Genomic DNA, 14,826 nt, shown 5'->3' with positions numbered 1-14,826 from the left:
GTTAAAAAAGTTCATCCAGATTCACAACACAATCCCTTTGGGTAAACGCTTACAATTGGAGAAAGATATTTTTAGGGGGATTGAGAATGGGTGGAGATGTGACGGTAAGTACTCTGGGAGCCATGGCGGCGCTTGTGATCGCGATTGTTCTCATTCTAAAAAAAGTATCACCTGCTTATGGCATGCTGGCTGGTGCATTCATAGGCGGATTGGTTGGCGGGGTAGACATTGTTCAGACCGTCAACGTTATGATGGAAGGTGCTAAGGACATGATTCCGGCTGTCCTTAGAATTATGGCCGCAGGTGTACTGGCTGGTGTTCTCATTGAATCAGGTGCAGCGTTATCTATCGCTGAGGCCATCGTGAGAAGGCTTGGTGAGGCGAGGGCACTATTAGCACTCGCTCTTGCAACGATGATTTTAACAACAGTGGGCGTTTTTGTAGATGTTGCGGTTATTACGGTAGCGCCAATCGCACTTGCTATTGCCAAACGCGCAAAGCTCTCAAAAACGGGAATTCTCCTTGCTATGATTGGAGGAGGGAAGGCAGGAAATATCATGTCCCCGAATCCGAATGCTATTGCCGCTTCAGACGCTTTTGGTGTACCTCTGACTTCAATGATGGCTGCAGGAATCATTCCGGCTGTGTTCGGGTTGGCGGTTACATATGTATTAGCTAAAAAGCTTGCAAACAAAGGGACACCCGTTCTTGAAGAAGAAACTGGGCAAAATAAAGTTCAAATACCTGCTTTTTTTCAAGCCCTGGCTGGTCCGCTGGTTACCATTTTATTGTTGGCTTTAAGACCGCTTTTTCAAATCAATATAGACCCAATGATCGCCTTACCGATTGGAGGGATTGTAGGTGCTCTTTTCATGAAAAAAGGGAAATTTCTCAATGATTATGCGATGTCGGGGCTCCATAAAATGTCAGGTGTCGCGATCATGTTATTAGGGACAGGTACACTAGCAGGAATCGTATCGAATTCGTCCTTAAAAGATGTGTTTATTCAGGCACTGGATGCCTCGGGTTTACCTCCATATTTACTTGCGCCAACTTCAGGGATATTTATGTCAGCCGCGACCGCTTCGACAACAGCAGGAACGGCGGTCGCGAGTGGTGTGTTTAGCGGAACGCTGATTGGGCTTGGTGTATCTGCTCTTTCAGGGGCAGCCATGATTCATGCTGGCGCAACAGTGCTTGACCATATGCCGCACGGGAGCTTTTTCCATGCAACAGCAGGAAGTGTTCAAATGGATATCAAAGAGCGTTTGAAGCTCATGCCTTTTGAATCGTTAATCGGTTTGACGTTAACTGTTGTATCAACCATTATTTTTGGCGTTTTCCAGCTGTTTGGCTGAGGACATGACAAGAAAAGAGGGGCTTTAGGATGAAAATTGTGATCGCACCAGATTCATTTAAAGAAAGTTTGTCTGCTTATGAGACAGCATGTGCCATTGAACGAGGATTTCGTTCTGTTTTGCCAAACGCAGAGTATATCAAACTGCCAATGGCAGATGGAGGAGAGGGGACCGTTCAATCGTTGGTTGATGCGACGGGCGGACACATTGTTCATCAAGTGGTCACGGGCCCGCTTGGTGAGCCAGTGAATGCCTTTTTTGGCATGTTAGGAGACGGTCAGACTGCTGTCATAGAGATGGCTGCAGCCTCTGGTTTACATCTTGTACCCCGAGAAAAACGTAATCCGTTATGGACGACATCGAGAGGAACGGGTGAATTAATACTTGCAGCGCTCGATATAGGAGCGAAGCATGTGATCATTGGGCTTGGAGGAAGTGCAACAAATGATGGCGGTGTTGGGATGATGCAAGGATTAGGTGCAGCTTTCCTTGATAACACAGGACATTCCCTGACGTCAGGCGGCGGGGCACTTCATCAATTAGCTTCAATTGATTTATCTGGACTCGATCCAAGACTGCAATCCGTCCGTCTGGAGGCGGCTTGTGATGTGGATAATCCTTTAACGGGTGAGAGAGGAGCGTCTGCTGTTTTCGGTCCTCAAAAGGGAGCAGATGAAGAAATGGTTCAAGTGTTAGACAAGAATCTGGCTCATTTTGCACAAGTAGCTGAAAAGCAGTTCAATATCTCTTTTGGAGATGCAGCAGGGGCAGGAGCGGCAGGAGGGCTTGGTGCGAGTTTATTAGGCTTTTTACAAGCCGATTTGCAAAGAGGAATCGATATTGTGCTGAAGGCTGTTCATTTTGATGACGTCATCAAGGAGGCAGACCTTGTCATTACGGGAGAAGGCCGAATTGACCGGCAGACCATTTTTGGAAAAACACCAATCGGCGTAGCCAAAGCAGCGAAGCAGTATCATCTGCCTGTGATTGGCATCGCAGGCTCTCTTGCAAAAGACAGTGCAGTCGTACACGATCATGGAATTGATGCACTGTTTAGTATCGTTCCAGGTATTACCTCTCTTTCTGAGGCGATACAAGATGCGAATCTTCATGTAGAGAGAACGGCTCGGAATATCGCGGCAGCGTTAAAAATTGGAATAAAGAAGTAAACGATGAAAAATGTTTCCTTTTCTATCACATTCCTTCTATAAGAAATGTGGTAAAATCGATATAAATGATGTAGAAAGTTGGAGGAAACAAAAATGTCTAATCTACCGAATTGTCCTTCGTGCAGCTCACCTTATACATACGAGGACGGCAGTTTGCTGATTTGTCCTGAATGTGCGCATGAATGGTCACTTGAACAAGAACAAGCGGCAGAGGAACAGCTTGTTGTCAAAGATGCGAATGGGAACCTGTTAAGTGATGGGGACACGGTCTCTGTCATTAAAGACCTAAAAGTAAAAGGTTCATCATCCGTTTTGAAAATAGGAACGAAGGTCAAAGGCATTCGTTTAGTTGAAGGCGATCATAACATTGATTGTAAAATTCCTAGCTTCGGCGCAATGAAATTAAAATCAGAGTTTGTGAAGAAGATATAAACAAAAAAAGCTATACTATTAGAACTTGCCGATGAAGGCTAAATCTGAGCAAGAAATAAGTATAAGAATGTTATAGTTGTACAAAAAACACCTAAATTGTTAAAGGAAACATATCCCTTAATAAATTAGGTGTTTTATATTTTTATACAGTTTTTAAAATGATGAGGAACTATTCAAAGGAATATCCGTATACATTATTGGAATAATTTAAGCTTATCATTTCATAAATTAATTGAGTCCAAAAAATAAATGGGAGATAAAAATGGAGTTTGGATATTTTAAGAAGCCTGTAATCAAAAAAACGACCAAATGTATACCAATTATTAATAAAGATGGTGTTAACATTGGATTTATAAAAAGATTTTATACAAATAAAGTGGAAAAGTTGATTGATTACATATTTGATGAGTTTTATGTGAATGTTGAGGTAATGGATTCGAATTCTAATATGGTTGTAACAGCTATTGAAAATAAATCCCTCCAATCCATGTTTCGTTCAAACTGGGTGATAGAATGTAAAGATAAAAGATAAAGGAAAGTTAATATTAGAAGATAGAACTAAAATCAAAATAAATCCAATGATGAAATTAGTAATAGATGATACTACATATTATCTAAAGAAGGGTTTTGCAAATAATCGTGTAAGATTAGAAAGCTCAGAGCAGACGATAGCTGAAATTACATACGATAAAATAATACCTCCTGCAACAGTGAGTATTGAAAAAAACAGGGGGACTTATCTTTACATCTTATTGCATGCCTCTATTATATATTTATGTTACGAGAGTAAGGCGGGAGCGCATTTTGAATCCCACAGTCTTTAAGTAATATAGAATTAGAGTTTTTTAAATCATTACCTTAACTCTACCTTAAAAAAGGCAGATGATTCGCTAAATTTCGGCTAATCCCCTTCACAACTTTTGGGCATTGCTGTACCATATGGAAGTGTTCTTCTATTTTTGACGGATCATGGAGTTTATCAGGAAATAGAATGATAGATGATACTTAGACAAAGAAGGAGAGGTAACGTGACGAACGTTTTAGAACTGCATAATGTATCTAGGCATATTCGCGGGAAAAAGATTGTTCAAGACTTGAGCTTTTCTGTCCAAGCTGGCGAAGTCTTTGGCTTCTTAGGACCAAATGGTGCAGGGAAAACAACAACCATTCGTATGATGGTCGGTCTTTCTCCCATTACATCTGGTGACATTCTGATTAATGGCCATAGTATTCAAACCTCCTATCAGCATGCCATCCAAGATGTCGGTGCGATTATTGAAAATCCAGAAATGTATAATCATTTAACGGCAAGACAAAATCTTGTTCACTTTGCCAGAATGAATGGGAAAGTGGATGAAGGACGAATTGATGAGCTGTTAGAACTAGTGAGCTTACAGCATGTGAAGCATAAGCGTGTTCGTACATTTTCATTAGGAATGAAACAGCGATTGGGCATTGCGCAGGCACTCATACATAGACCGAAACTGCTAATCTTAGATGAGCCGACCAATGGACTTGATCCTGAGGGAATTCGAATGATACGAGATTACTTGAGAAGGCTTGCGAAGGAAGAAGGGCTGGCTGTAATTGTTTCAAGTCACCTCATGTCAGAGATGGAATTGATGTGTGATCGCTTTGCAATTATCCAAACAGGAAAGCTGATTGCGATTGAGGATCAGCGTGCTGAGACGAAGCAGGATGATTTGGTTAATTATCGAATGAAGGTGGCAGCAGGGGAGCTTGAAGAAGCACAGAAGCTCATTGGTGCATTTGAGGAAGGCGTCACTGTAAGAGAAGAGGAGCAGTACTTATTTTTCTCTATGCCAGAACAAAAAATGCCGGAATTGATCCGTCATTTGAGCAGCGCGTCTATTCATTTGTACGAAATCAAAATCGAAAAACAAACCTTAGAAGATAAGTTCTTAAGCTTAACAGGTAAAAAGGAGGCAGACGTATGATTCGCCTCATTCAAAACGAGTGGATGAAAATCAGTTATCGTGTTGGTACTTGGATTATGGTTGGGCTTCTTGTGTTAGGTATGGTTGCCACGCTGATCTTTGTAGTGAAAACAAATGACAAAGATCAAGCTTCAGGTGATTGGAAAACTCAGCTAGAAATGATGAATAAGGAAAACAAGAAGGAGCTTAAAGAGACAGAGAATGGTTTCTTTAAAAGAGAGCTTGAAAAAGAGATCGCTATTAATGATTATCGAATCAAGCATAATTTGCCGCCAGCTGATCAGTTTAGCCACAGTGTATGGGATTATGTGAAAACAAACGCCAATTTACTTCAGCTAGTCGGTGTGTTTGTGATCATTATTGCTTCCACCATTGTGTCGGCTGAATACAAGCATGGTACAATTAAATTATTATTGATTCGCCCACCATCAAGGCTAAAGATCCTAATATCTAAATATATTACGGTGCAGCTGTATGCTCTTTTACTTGTTGGGGTGCTATTTATTTTGTCATTCATATTGGGTGCTATTTTCTTTGGACTTAACACTGATTATGTGAATTTGGTGTATCAAAATGGTGAAGTGATTGAACGTTCACAGTTTGCCAATATGGTCTATTATTATCTCGCTCATTGTGCAATGTTTGTCGTTTTGGGAACCCTTTCGTTCGCCATTTCTACAGTGTTTAGAAGTGAAGCTATCTCCATTGCCATTAGTGTGTTAGCGTATATTGTGGGTGGATCAGTCACAGGTATTTTAATGCTCTTTTTTGATTGGTCAAAATATCTGTTATTTGCAAACGATCCATCCCAATACTTTATGGAACAGGTTACAGTTATCGAAGGTATGTCCCTAGGATTCTCACTAATCGTCCTAGTCATCTATTGGGCTATTTTCTTAGCTATTGCCTTAATCGTCTTCCAAAAGCGAGAAGTGAAAACAGGTTAATTTAATTTTTTAGGAGGTTTACACATGATTAAACGTAAAGGTGAAAAAATTATGGGGATTATTAGTATTGTCCTCAATGCCATTGGTGTTGGGTTTGGGGCATTAATCCTTTCTGTGGGTCCATCTTTTTATGATGAAATCAATGAAGTGTTAAAAGAGGAAGGGGAAACATTGCCGATTGAAACACTTCAAGCTTCTGTCAATGCATTTGGTACTCAGTTTATGGTCGTTTCCGCAATTGCGGCTGTGCTGTCGATTGTAGGTGTGATTTTCTTGAAAACTGACCGTCGTGCCGTGCTTTCAGGTATTCTTTTCTTGGTTTCTGCTGTGACTCTTTTAATTGGAACAGTTGGCCTTGCATTCGCTCCAATGGTTCTATTGTTTATCATTGGATTAATGTCTCTTATTAGAAAGCCGAATACAGACATTCACACAAGTGAATATCCTTCATAATGAAAGAAAAGACATGCGCATATCCGCGCATGTCTTTCTTTTTAAATGATGCCAATCAGCATCGCTACGAACAGAAGGATAATACTGAATCCCCACATCCAAAAGAAGGAGTAGCGGATGTGTTTCCCCATATCAACCCCTGCAAGACCTACCGCGAGCCAAACAGCGGGAGCAAGCGGGCTGACAAAGGTTCCGATGATGTTCCCAATCATCATGGCATATGCCGCAGAAGTGCCTGGTACGCCAACTTCAGATGTAATGGATTCAACAATTGGCAGAAGGGCGTAATAATAGGCGTCTGTACTTGTCAGCATATCAAGCGGTACTCCAAGCATACCGACAATAATATGTAAAAACGGCAGCAAGAAGGCTGGTAAAATGTGAATACTGTCCACTGCAATGGCTTTTAGCATCCCTGTGCCTTCAAGAATTCCTAAAAATGACCCTGCGGAGAAAATGACAGCCGCCATCATCAGCGCACTAGGTGCGTGGGCCTTGATCCTTTCCATTTGTAGATTCACATTCGGAAAGTTAATCAACAGTGCAAGTGACAGGCCAATCATAAACATAAAACTAGCAGGCATCACGTTCAACACGAGAAGCACCACAACACACAAAAACAGAACAAGGTTCACCCAAATGAGATGATAACGCTTTAAAGAGGCGTCTCCCGTTTCACTAATAGACTGAATGGCACGATCCCAATCTGCACCTTCTAGTTGAACCGCAGCTATTTCATTTGCAGCAATTTTTACCCGAATTCGCTTTTCTTCCCTTTTTCCTAAAAGGAATGCCATTCCCAACACGAGCACAACGCCAATGAGCTGAATTGGAATGAGCGGAACCCAGAGCTCAGAGGGGTCCATATTCAGGACACTTGCTGCCCGTCCAGTCGGTCCAGCCCATGGAATCATATTGGTTAATCCAGCACTCGTCCCGATTAATAACAGCAGTAAATAAGGACTCATATGTAATTTTTTATAAAGCGGAAGCAGTGCAGGTACAGTTAATAAAAAGGTCGTAGCCCCTGCTCCGTCTAAGTGTGCGATCACCCCAATCAAAGCAGTTCCCATTGCAACTGTGACAACATTTCCTTTTGTCAGCTTGATTAAAGTTTTAATTACAGGTTCAAAGAACCCTGTATCTTGCAAAATGCCAAAAAATAAAATGGCGAAGATAAACATGGTCGCCACCGGCAATACTTTGATAATCCCTTCCTCGAAGAAGGTTTGAATGTCATTGATCCCAAATCCCGCAATGAGTGCCCCTATTAAAGGCACCATGACCATGGCGACAATTGGACTTGCTTTCCCCCAAATCAGCAGCACAACAATCGTTAAAATAATCATCAATCCAACAAACGTTAACATAAGCCCCTCCCCCTACAAATAAACCGTTTACATTTGTCTATACTTTTCATCCAATGCATTCCCACAGCTGCATTGAAAAAAAAGGTTATCAAATTTAAGAGTATGAAGCAACCGCTTTCATACCTATACAATGGTAAAAAAGGATGGAGGGACCAGTCGTGTCGCGGCATCAAATATTGTAAAAAAATTTAGATAAAAATAACGATTAAAGTTCACAATGATTAATATGGGTATTTAGACTTATTAAATCAAAAAGCGCCCAATAAATGGACGCTTCTTTCAACTATTTTTTCAAGATGACATACTCGTAAGGATCAAGTTGAAGCTGCTCAGGCACTTGCTGTCCAGTCAGCATATTCTCATAGCTTGCCTCTGAATCTAGTGACATGTTCTGCTGCTCTTCTGTGAAATTCATCAAAAACACATAGTCCTGCGTACCGTCTGTTCGTTTTTGTACACTGACTCCTTCTGGAATTGCAGTGGATAGGACGGGCTGTATGCCAATACCTGCGATAAGGTCTTCGTAAAACTCATCATAAAAAGCCTGCTCATTTTCTGAGGCCATATAGTATGCTTTCCCTCTTTCTAATGAACGGACAGTCAGGGCCGGCTGTCCTTCGTAGCAGCCATTCTCAAAATGCCCTAGCACAGAGGCCGTCTCAGGGTGTATGGATTCGCAGTATTGTCCGACATGATAGGTGCGTCCATTCCCTGTGGTCATTAACACATGTTCATCAGGCATCAATGTGTTGATTTCCTCTGCCCAGATGCCAAGTACATGGCGGAGAGGACCAGGGAAACCGCCGAGGAAACAGAGATCATTTTCATCGACTATGCCGCTCCAGTAAGTCGAGATAAAAATGCCGCCCTCTTTGACAAAGGCTTCAATTTTTTCTGCAACGCCTGGTTTGATCATGTAGAGCATTGGCCCAATGAGCACACGATAGGATGAGAAATCTTTTTCCATTCCGACAATGTCAACAGGGATGCCTTTTTTCCAAAAGCTTCGATAGTGAGTTTGACAAGCCTCTACATAGCGTTTGTTTGTGTTATTTAAGCCTTGCGCATCATCAATGGCCCAGTGATTTTCCCAATCGTAAATGATGGCGACCTCTGGCTGAACGGACGTGCCCGCAATTGGCTGCAGCTGCTCCAGTTGTTTCCCTAGATCAGCTACCTCTTGAAACACACGCGTATGTTCATGGCCAGAATGATCGACAACGGCACCGTGGAATTTCTCAGAGGCGCCTCGGCCTTGCCGCCATTGGAAATATAGTACGGAGTCTGATCCGTGGGCAATTGCCTGCATGGCAGAAAGGTGTGCCATGCCTTTATGTTTGACCTTGTTCACTTCATGCCAGTTTACAAGGCTAGGCGTACTCTCCATGACGAGAAACGGCTGTCCGTCCTTTAAGGAACGATACAAATCATGTACAAAGGCAACGTTTGATGCTAATTCGGCCGTTGTTTCTCTGCCGCTATGCCAAGCAGGATAGCTATCCCATGAGATCACATCGACCTCTTTTGCAAATTGATGATAATCCAGCCCAAGGAATGGACGCATATGCGGATAGTCGCCCATAAAGTTCGTGGTTACTGGGATATGAGGCGTCAATTCCCGCAGCGGCTTAATTTCATTTTGATAAAAATTGATCGTTTGTGCTGTGACAAAGCGCTTCCAATCCAGGTTCATGCCGTGAATCATGTGCTCCCCATGCGGTGCAGGTGACTCGATTTGTGACCAATCACTATACGTATGGCTCCAAAATCCTGTCCACCATGCTTGATTTAAAGCCTCAAGATCATGATTGTATTTGTCCTTCAAATAGTCTCGAAATGCTTCCTGGCACAGGTCGCAATGACACTCGCCGCCGTACTCATTTGAAATGTGCCACATGATCAGTGCGGGATGATCCTTGTAGCGTTCCGCCAGCAGCCGGTTGAGTGCGTTCGTTTTTTCTCGATAAACCGGAGAGGTAAAGCAATGATTATGGCGCAGTCCATGTAAGTTACGCTGACGATTCGCTTCGACGCGCAATACTTCTGGATATGTTTGTGACAGCCAAGCAGGTCTTGCCCCGCTTGGCGTTGCGAGAATGGCGTGTGCCCCCTGCGCTGCTAAGCGGTCCATGATGTCATCCAGCCATGCAAAGTCATACTGACCTTCTTTTGGCTCTAGCTTACTCCATGCGAAAATGTTGATGGAGAATGTTTGACAGTGTGCAAGCTTCATTAATCGAAAATCTTCGTCTATGATCTCTGGCATATGGAGCCATTGATCTGGATTGTAATCGCCACCATGCAAAAAGCCTTTCACATTTGGGTGAACGAGTGGGTAACGCTTTCCCATTTTGTCACGTCCTATCCTTTTAGTTACGGTGTCATTTGTTTAAATACATCAAGAGATGGCAGTGCTTTTCCGTTGAAATCGAACATCGCTTGATTTTCCCACGCATTTCCGACAGTCCCGGTTGTTTGAATGTAAGCCAGCCCGTATTGACTAGACCACGGAGCACCTTTCGCTGGAATCCAAAGCGGCTCCCAATAAAAGAACCCCTTCCCGCGGTTGTTGTTTACTTGTGAAATTTTTTCGGATAGATCTCGTATAAAAGATGCCTGGCCTTGAGGTGAGGCTGGATAGCCGGCTGTATTGACAGAGTCTTGGTTAAATGAGTTATCTAGGTTGTCACCGTTTGCTGTCGTAAAGCCGTAAGCAGTTTCCACCACGATCACGTCTTTGTTATAGCGGGCACTAATATCATTCATATTGGACGTAAGACCGCTAAAGCCGCCGTCCCAATACGGGTAATAAGATAAACCGATCGTATCGAATGAGACACCTCGTTTTGTGATTTCATCAAACCACCAGCGGGATGCACCATTGTCTCCGCCATGCGCAAGGTGAAGCATGATTTTGATGTTTGAATCGACAGAGCGGACGGCATTTGTGCCAGCTTTTAGCAGAGCAGCGAGCCGGTCAAATTCACCACCGCCTTCACCCCAGCTTTTTCCGTTTGGCCACAGCATACCTGAGTTCAACTCATTCCCAACCTGAACCATATTCGGCAAGGCATTTTGCGCTCTCATCGCTTTGAGCACATCGCCTGTGTAAGTGCCGACCGCTTTTTCTAAATCGTTTTGTGAGAGGGATGCCCACGCTTTCGGTTTGAATTGTTTACCGGGGTCAGTCCAGAAATCACTGTAGTGAAAATCAAGCAGCACTTTCATGTTTTGTGCTTTTGCACGTTTCGATAAAGCGATGGCTGTATTGAGATCATTTGTGCCGCCGTTATAGGCTCGGCCTTGATTGTCATATGGATGGTTCCACAGTCTGATACGCACGTAGTTGACACCTTTATCTTTTAATAGTTTGAGCGGGTCAACCTGCTTTCCGTTCTGATCGTAGTATCTGCCGCCGCTTCTCTCCATTTCTGCAAGCATGGAGATATCAGCTCCCTTGATGAAATCACCTTGCAGGCCATTTATCGGTTTCACAGAAATCGTATCGGCCCTTGCTTCAGGCAGAATACCTAATCCCATCAGAAAGAAAACGACAACAGTGACAAGCAACCATTTCTTCATCAAATCTCCCCTTATCCTTTTGTCCCGCCTTGTGTAAGGCCGGATACAAATTGTTTTTGTAAAACAAGAAACAATAAAGCAACTGGAATTGCAATGAGTAAAGCCCCGGCTGCAAAGGTCGTGTAGCTGGCACCCATTTTATCTGACACAAGATTGTACAGACCGATTGGGAGCGTATACATTTCGGGTGAGCGGACAATGACACTGGAGATGATGAAATCACCCAGTGGACCTGTAAATGAGTTGATTGCGACAACAGCTAAGATGGGCTTGGCGAGCGGCATAATAATTTGGATGAAAATCCGGAAATGCCCTGCGCCGTCCATTCTGGCTGATTCATCGAGATCCTTTGGAATCGCATCAAGATAGCCTTTCATTAAATACGTATTCATCGGAATTTGTCCACCTGCATAAATCAAAATCAGGGCAAGGTGGCTGTTAATGAGTCCAAGCATTTGAGCCAATACAAAAATGGCAATCAGCGCTGAAAATTGAGGAATCATTTGCAGCAGCAAAAAGAGCATCAGTCCATTCTTGCGTCCTTTGAATCGGAACCTAGAAAAGGCATAACCTGTAAAGCTGACAAGTATCAACGTTAAGAGCATAGTCGCAATGCTGATCTTCATTGAGTTCCAATACCATTTTGCATAAAGTGCCCCCTGACCGAAGAAGAGTTCTGTGAAGTGGCTGAACGTTGGATTCTTCGGAAACATGCTTGTACTCATGAGGCTGTTCCCAGGGTTAAAGGAAGCACCGATCGTCCAAAGCAGTGGATATAGAATACAAATGGAGGCAATGAAAAGGATAAAATATGTGATGCTCAGGCGAATGAGCTTGTTTTGTTTTGATCCCATATCACATCATGTCCTCCTCTTTGAATGAATTCGTTCTCTTAAACTGCCAGAGTGCAATGGCGATGACAAAGATTGAAAGTAAAATCGTGACAGCGGCAGCAAGTGCATATTGAGAAGACTGCATCGTGAGTTTGTAAATCCAAGAAACCAAGATGTCCGTTCCCCCAGCAGTTGAGCCAGCCACAGGCGGTCCTCCGCCATTAAATAAGTAGATGATATTAAAGTTGTTAAAGTTAAACGTATATTGCGTGATTAATATAGGCGCAATGGAATAAAGGACAAGCGGTAACGTGATGGACCGGAATTTCTGAAAGAAGTTTGCCCCATCAATGGTCGCAGCTTCGTATAGATCCTCTGGAATCGCCTGCAGAACACCGGTTGTCATAATGAAAACAAAAGGAAATCCAAGCCAAGTCTGCATCGCAATGAGGGCAATTTTGCTCCAAAATGGATCTGTCAGCCATGGTTTTGGATCAATTCCAATCGATGCAAAAAGTGTGTTGTTAATGGCTCCAAATGTATCGTTGAACAGTCCGGCAAACACCAAAATGGTCACAAAACCCGGAACAGCCCAAGGGAGAATCAAAATGGTTCTAAAAAACCGTTTTCCTTTTAAATCCTTCTGATTGAGCAGAACCGCTAGAAAGATGCCGACAGCACATTGAAGGGTCGAAGCAGCGAGCGTCCATACGACGGTCCAGCCAAGTACATCAATGAAAGTGTCTCTCCAAATATCAATTGAAAAGATATTTTGAAAGTTCTTGATCCCTACCCAATCGATCAGATTGGCAGGAGGCGAGTGGTATAAATCGTAGTTCGTAAAGGCAAGCGCAAAGCTGAACATAATAGGAAAGACAACAGAAAAAAGAAGTAAAAAGAAAGCAGGAGTGCTCATTAAGTAAGGAAAGCCTTGGTCGATCAGCTGATGATATTGAGCTCGGATGGAATGGAGCGGAACCCCTTGATCACGTTTCTTTCCGTTCATAAAAGCATCACGCATCATGAGTACGTAAAAGCCGATACCAAAACCAGCTGTTAACAGCGCAATAATCCCTTTTGCCAAAAGAAAAACAGAGTTGTCACGAGGCAGCATCGTACCAAGTGTGAACAGCCCCCAGAAGCCAATATTGAATAAATCATAAAATACGATGAAAAAAGAAACACCGAACAGGAAAAAAAGTGCCCCTTTGCCGTACTGCTTGTTGTACATCTGCCCCATACCGGGTATAAGAGAGAACATTAGCGCCCGTCTCCGGTGTGTCTTTGATTCCACTATGTGTGTGCGGTCTAGTTCAAGGTTACCCGTCACGTCTAACACCTACTTCATATGAAATTAGCTCAAATACGGGCAGCTTGATAGACTTAAAGGCTACCCGTGTTTGATGATTATTTAGAATGGTTTGCTTTAATTTGAGAGTCGATTTGATTGACGGCATCATCAAATGCCTTTTTCACATCTGTCCGGCCGGTTGCAATGAGACCTAATGCGCTGTCAATCGGCTTCCACACCTCTGCCATTTCAGGGGTATTCGGTGTCAGCGTGGCATATTTTGTTTGTTTTGAAACAGCATCCGCATTTGCGTTTTTAGTAATGATTGGATCTTTCATCAGCTTTTTCACTGGTGGAATTTCCTCTGTCACTTCGAATCGCTTCTTCGAATTTTTTTCATTCGTGATAAACTCAACAAATTTCTCAGCAAGTTCTTTATTTTTAGAATAAGAGGAGACGTTGTAGCTCTTTACACCTAAGAAGGAGCTCATATGCTTTCCGTTAGGGAGTGTTGGCAGCTCTGTTACGCCATAGTCAATTCCTGCTTCTTTATATGGACCAAATGACCATGGACCAGAAATGACAGCTGCGGCCTTTTTCTCTGTGAATAAGGAGTTGAGGACATTGATTCCTTGTTCACCAATGATGCCTTTCGGGAAAAGTCCTTCGCTAAAGAATTTTTGAATGTATGCTCCGCCTTCGATGGCGCCATCGTTATTAAGACCAATATCATTGACATCATAGGAGCCATCGCTTTTCTGTTTGAAAATATAGCCTCCTGATCCGCCTAACACACTTTGTGCATAGTAAATTTCATCCCATTTCGCTACAAAACCGTATTTCCCGTCTTTTGTCAGCTTTTTCGAAAGGTCATACCAGCCATCAAGTGTAGTTGGTGCCTTTTTGACAAGGTCTTTGTTATAGAAAAGCACTGTCGTTTCAACGGATTTAGGAAGGCCATACAGCTTGCCGTCTACCGTTTGTGATTGAATGGATTCGTCTGTAAAGGAATCGATCACTTTTTGATCAGGCTTGATTTCCTGTAACAGCCCCTCAGTGACAGCTGATCCAATTTGATCGTGAGGCATCGTGATGACGTCTGGGCCTGTCCCAGCTGCTCCATCAAGGCGGAGAGCTTCAATTTGGTCGGCATACGCTTTTTCGACCACTTTGATTTTCACATCGTTTTGTTTTTCAAATTCTTTTACAGCGTCTTGAATCCCATCAGACTTTTTGACATCCTCCCATACTAGCAAGGTCTTTGTACCTGTAGATGCTGGCTGTGTCCCGCTTGAATTGTCATCTCCTGGCCCGCATGCTGAAAGCAGAAGCACAGCAGTACCAACGACTGCTGATAATGTCGCCCATTTTCCCTTTTTCATTGGTAATCCCCTCTCGTTCTTTTTTCACAGATGATAAGAAAACGCTTTCTT

Annotated in this window: 13 protein-coding genes; 7 read left to right on the top strand and 6 right to left on the bottom strand. The window is 43.0% G+C overall.

Annotated elements, in window-relative coordinates; translation table 11 throughout:
* Window positions 1-86: 86 nt before the first annotated feature.
* The 7 genes from NSS65_RS18910 (at window position 87) to NSS65_RS18880 (ending at window position 6,317) form a co-directional block, all read left to right on the top strand.
* Window positions 87-1,358, top strand: a complete 1,272-nt coding sequence (locus NSS65_RS18910; protein ID WP_081125160.1) for a GntP family permease — start codon at window positions 87-89, stop codon at window positions 1,356-1,358.
* 29 nt (window positions 1,359-1,387) lie between these two features.
* Window positions 1,388-2,527 (top strand): glycerate kinase, encoded by a 1,140-nt coding sequence (locus NSS65_RS18905; protein ID WP_326135186.1) that lies wholly within the window; start codon window positions 1,388-1,390, stop codon window positions 2,525-2,527.
* A gap of 93 nt (window positions 2,528-2,620) precedes the next feature.
* On the top strand, window positions 2,621-2,959 hold the full coding sequence (locus NSS65_RS18900) for a zinc ribbon domain-containing protein YjdM (protein WP_034281410.1): 339 nt from the start codon (window positions 2,621-2,623) through the stop codon (window positions 2,957-2,959).
* 262 nt (window positions 2,960-3,221) lie between these two features.
* Complete coding sequence (locus NSS65_RS18895) at window positions 3,222-3,491, top strand: hypothetical protein (protein WP_254001501.1); 270 nt, start codon at window positions 3,222-3,224, stop codon at window positions 3,489-3,491.
* Window positions 3,492-3,987: 496 nt separating this feature from the next.
* Window positions 3,988-4,917 carry an ABC transporter ATP-binding protein gene (locus NSS65_RS18890; protein ID WP_326135187.1) on the top strand — a complete coding sequence of 310 codons (930 nt, stop codon included), beginning with the start codon at window positions 3,988-3,990 and terminating at the stop codon, window positions 4,915-4,917.
* Window positions 4,914-5,864, top strand: coding sequence for an ABC transporter permease subunit (locus NSS65_RS18885; protein ID WP_041118325.1), 951 nt, complete (start codon window positions 4,914-4,916; stop codon window positions 5,862-5,864). The genes NSS65_RS18890 and NSS65_RS18885 overlap by 4 nt, the downstream gene beginning before the upstream one ends.
* 24 nt (window positions 5,865-5,888) lie before the next feature.
* Window positions 5,889-6,317, top strand: a complete 429-nt coding sequence (locus NSS65_RS18880; RefSeq protein WP_046312679.1) for a DUF4064 domain-containing protein — start codon at window positions 5,889-5,891, stop codon at window positions 6,315-6,317.
* Between the two features lie 41 nt (window positions 6,318-6,358).
* On the opposite strand, the gene NSS65_RS18875 is transcribed toward NSS65_RS18880, so the two are convergent.
* From NSS65_RS18875 to NSS65_RS18850, 6 genes are all read right to left on the bottom strand, one after another.
* Window positions 6,359-7,687: a citrate:proton symporter gene (locus NSS65_RS18875; protein ID WP_326135188.1), complete on the bottom strand. Its 1,329-nt coding sequence runs from the start codon at window positions 7,685-7,687 to the stop codon at window positions 6,359-6,361.
* A 283-nt stretch (window positions 7,688-7,970) separates the two neighbouring features.
* Complete coding sequence (locus tag NSS65_RS18870) at window positions 7,971-10,037, bottom strand: beta-galactosidase (RefSeq protein ID WP_144496471.1); 2,067 nt, start codon at window positions 10,035-10,037, stop codon at window positions 7,971-7,973.
* A gap of 23 nt (window positions 10,038-10,060) precedes the next feature.
* Window positions 10,061-11,269, bottom strand: coding sequence for a glycosyl hydrolase 53 family protein (locus NSS65_RS18865; protein ID WP_046312683.1), 1,209 nt, complete (start codon window positions 11,267-11,269; stop codon window positions 10,061-10,063).
* 11 nt (window positions 11,270-11,280) lie between these two features.
* Entirely contained in the window at window positions 11,281-12,123 is an 843-nt protein-coding gene (locus NSS65_RS18860) for a sugar ABC transporter permease (protein WP_012011808.1), read from the bottom strand.
* Between the two features lies 1 nt (window position 12,124).
* Complete coding sequence (locus tag NSS65_RS18855; RefSeq protein ID WP_046312688.1) at window positions 12,125-13,363, bottom strand: sugar ABC transporter permease; 1,239 nt, start codon at window positions 13,361-13,363, stop codon at window positions 12,125-12,127.
* A gap of 146 nt (window positions 13,364-13,509) precedes the next feature.
* Window positions 13,510-14,775, bottom strand: a complete 1,266-nt coding sequence (locus tag NSS65_RS18850; protein ID WP_046312690.1) for an extracellular solute-binding protein — start codon at window positions 14,773-14,775, stop codon at window positions 13,510-13,512.
* Between the last annotated feature and the right edge of the window lie 51 nt (window positions 14,776-14,826).

Origin of the sequence: Bacillus sp. FSL K6-1006 (assembly GCF_038593175.1) — a bacterium.
Classification (GTDB): domain Bacteria; phylum Bacillota; class Bacilli; order Bacillales; family Bacillaceae; genus Bacillus; species Bacillus safensis.
The sequence above is the reverse complement of the archived record's forward strand: the minus strand, read 5'-3'. Positions and strand labels throughout refer to the sequence as shown.

Bases quoted from the DNA above. Each gene is read 5' to 3' on its own strand.
- NSS65_RS18875 (WP_326135188.1), bottom strand. From the start codon at position 7,687: ATGTTAACGTTTGTTGGATTGATGATTATTTTAACGATTGTTGTGCTG.
- NSS65_RS18885 (WP_041118325.1), top strand. From the start codon at position 4,914: ATGATTCGCCTCATTCAAAACGAGTGGATGAAAATCAGTTATCGTGTT.
- NSS65_RS18865 (WP_046312683.1), bottom strand. From the start codon at position 11,269: ATGAAGAAATGGTTGCTTGTCACTGTTGTCGTTTTCTTTCTGATGGGA.
- NSS65_RS18910 (WP_081125160.1), top strand. From the start codon at position 87: ATGGGTGGAGATGTGACGGTAAGTACTCTGGGAGCCATGGCGGCGCTT.
- NSS65_RS18905 (WP_326135186.1), top strand. From the start codon at position 1,388: ATGAAAATTGTGATCGCACCAGATTCATTTAAAGAAAGTTTGTCTGCT.
- NSS65_RS18850 (WP_046312690.1), bottom strand. From the start codon at position 14,775: ATGAAAAAGGGAAAATGGGCGACATTATCAGCAGTCGTTGGTACTGCT.
- NSS65_RS18855 (WP_046312688.1), bottom strand. From the start codon at position 13,363: ATGTTCTCTCTTATACCCGGTATGGGGCAGATGTACAACAAGCAGTAC.
- NSS65_RS18880 (WP_046312679.1), top strand. From the start codon at position 5,889: ATGATTAAACGTAAAGGTGAAAAAATTATGGGGATTATTAGTATTGTC.
- NSS65_RS18900 (WP_034281410.1), top strand. From the start codon at position 2,621: ATGTCTAATCTACCGAATTGTCCTTCGTGCAGCTCACCTTATACATAC.
- NSS65_RS18870 (WP_144496471.1), bottom strand. From the start codon at position 10,037: ATGGGAAAGCGTTACCCACTCGTTCACCCAAATGTGAAAGGCTTTTTG.
- NSS65_RS18860 (WP_012011808.1), bottom strand. From the start codon at position 12,123: ATGGGATCAAAACAAAACAAGCTCATTCGCCTGAGCATCACATATTTT.
- NSS65_RS18895 (WP_254001501.1), top strand. From the start codon at position 3,222: ATGGAGTTTGGATATTTTAAGAAGCCTGTAATCAAAAAAACGACCAAA.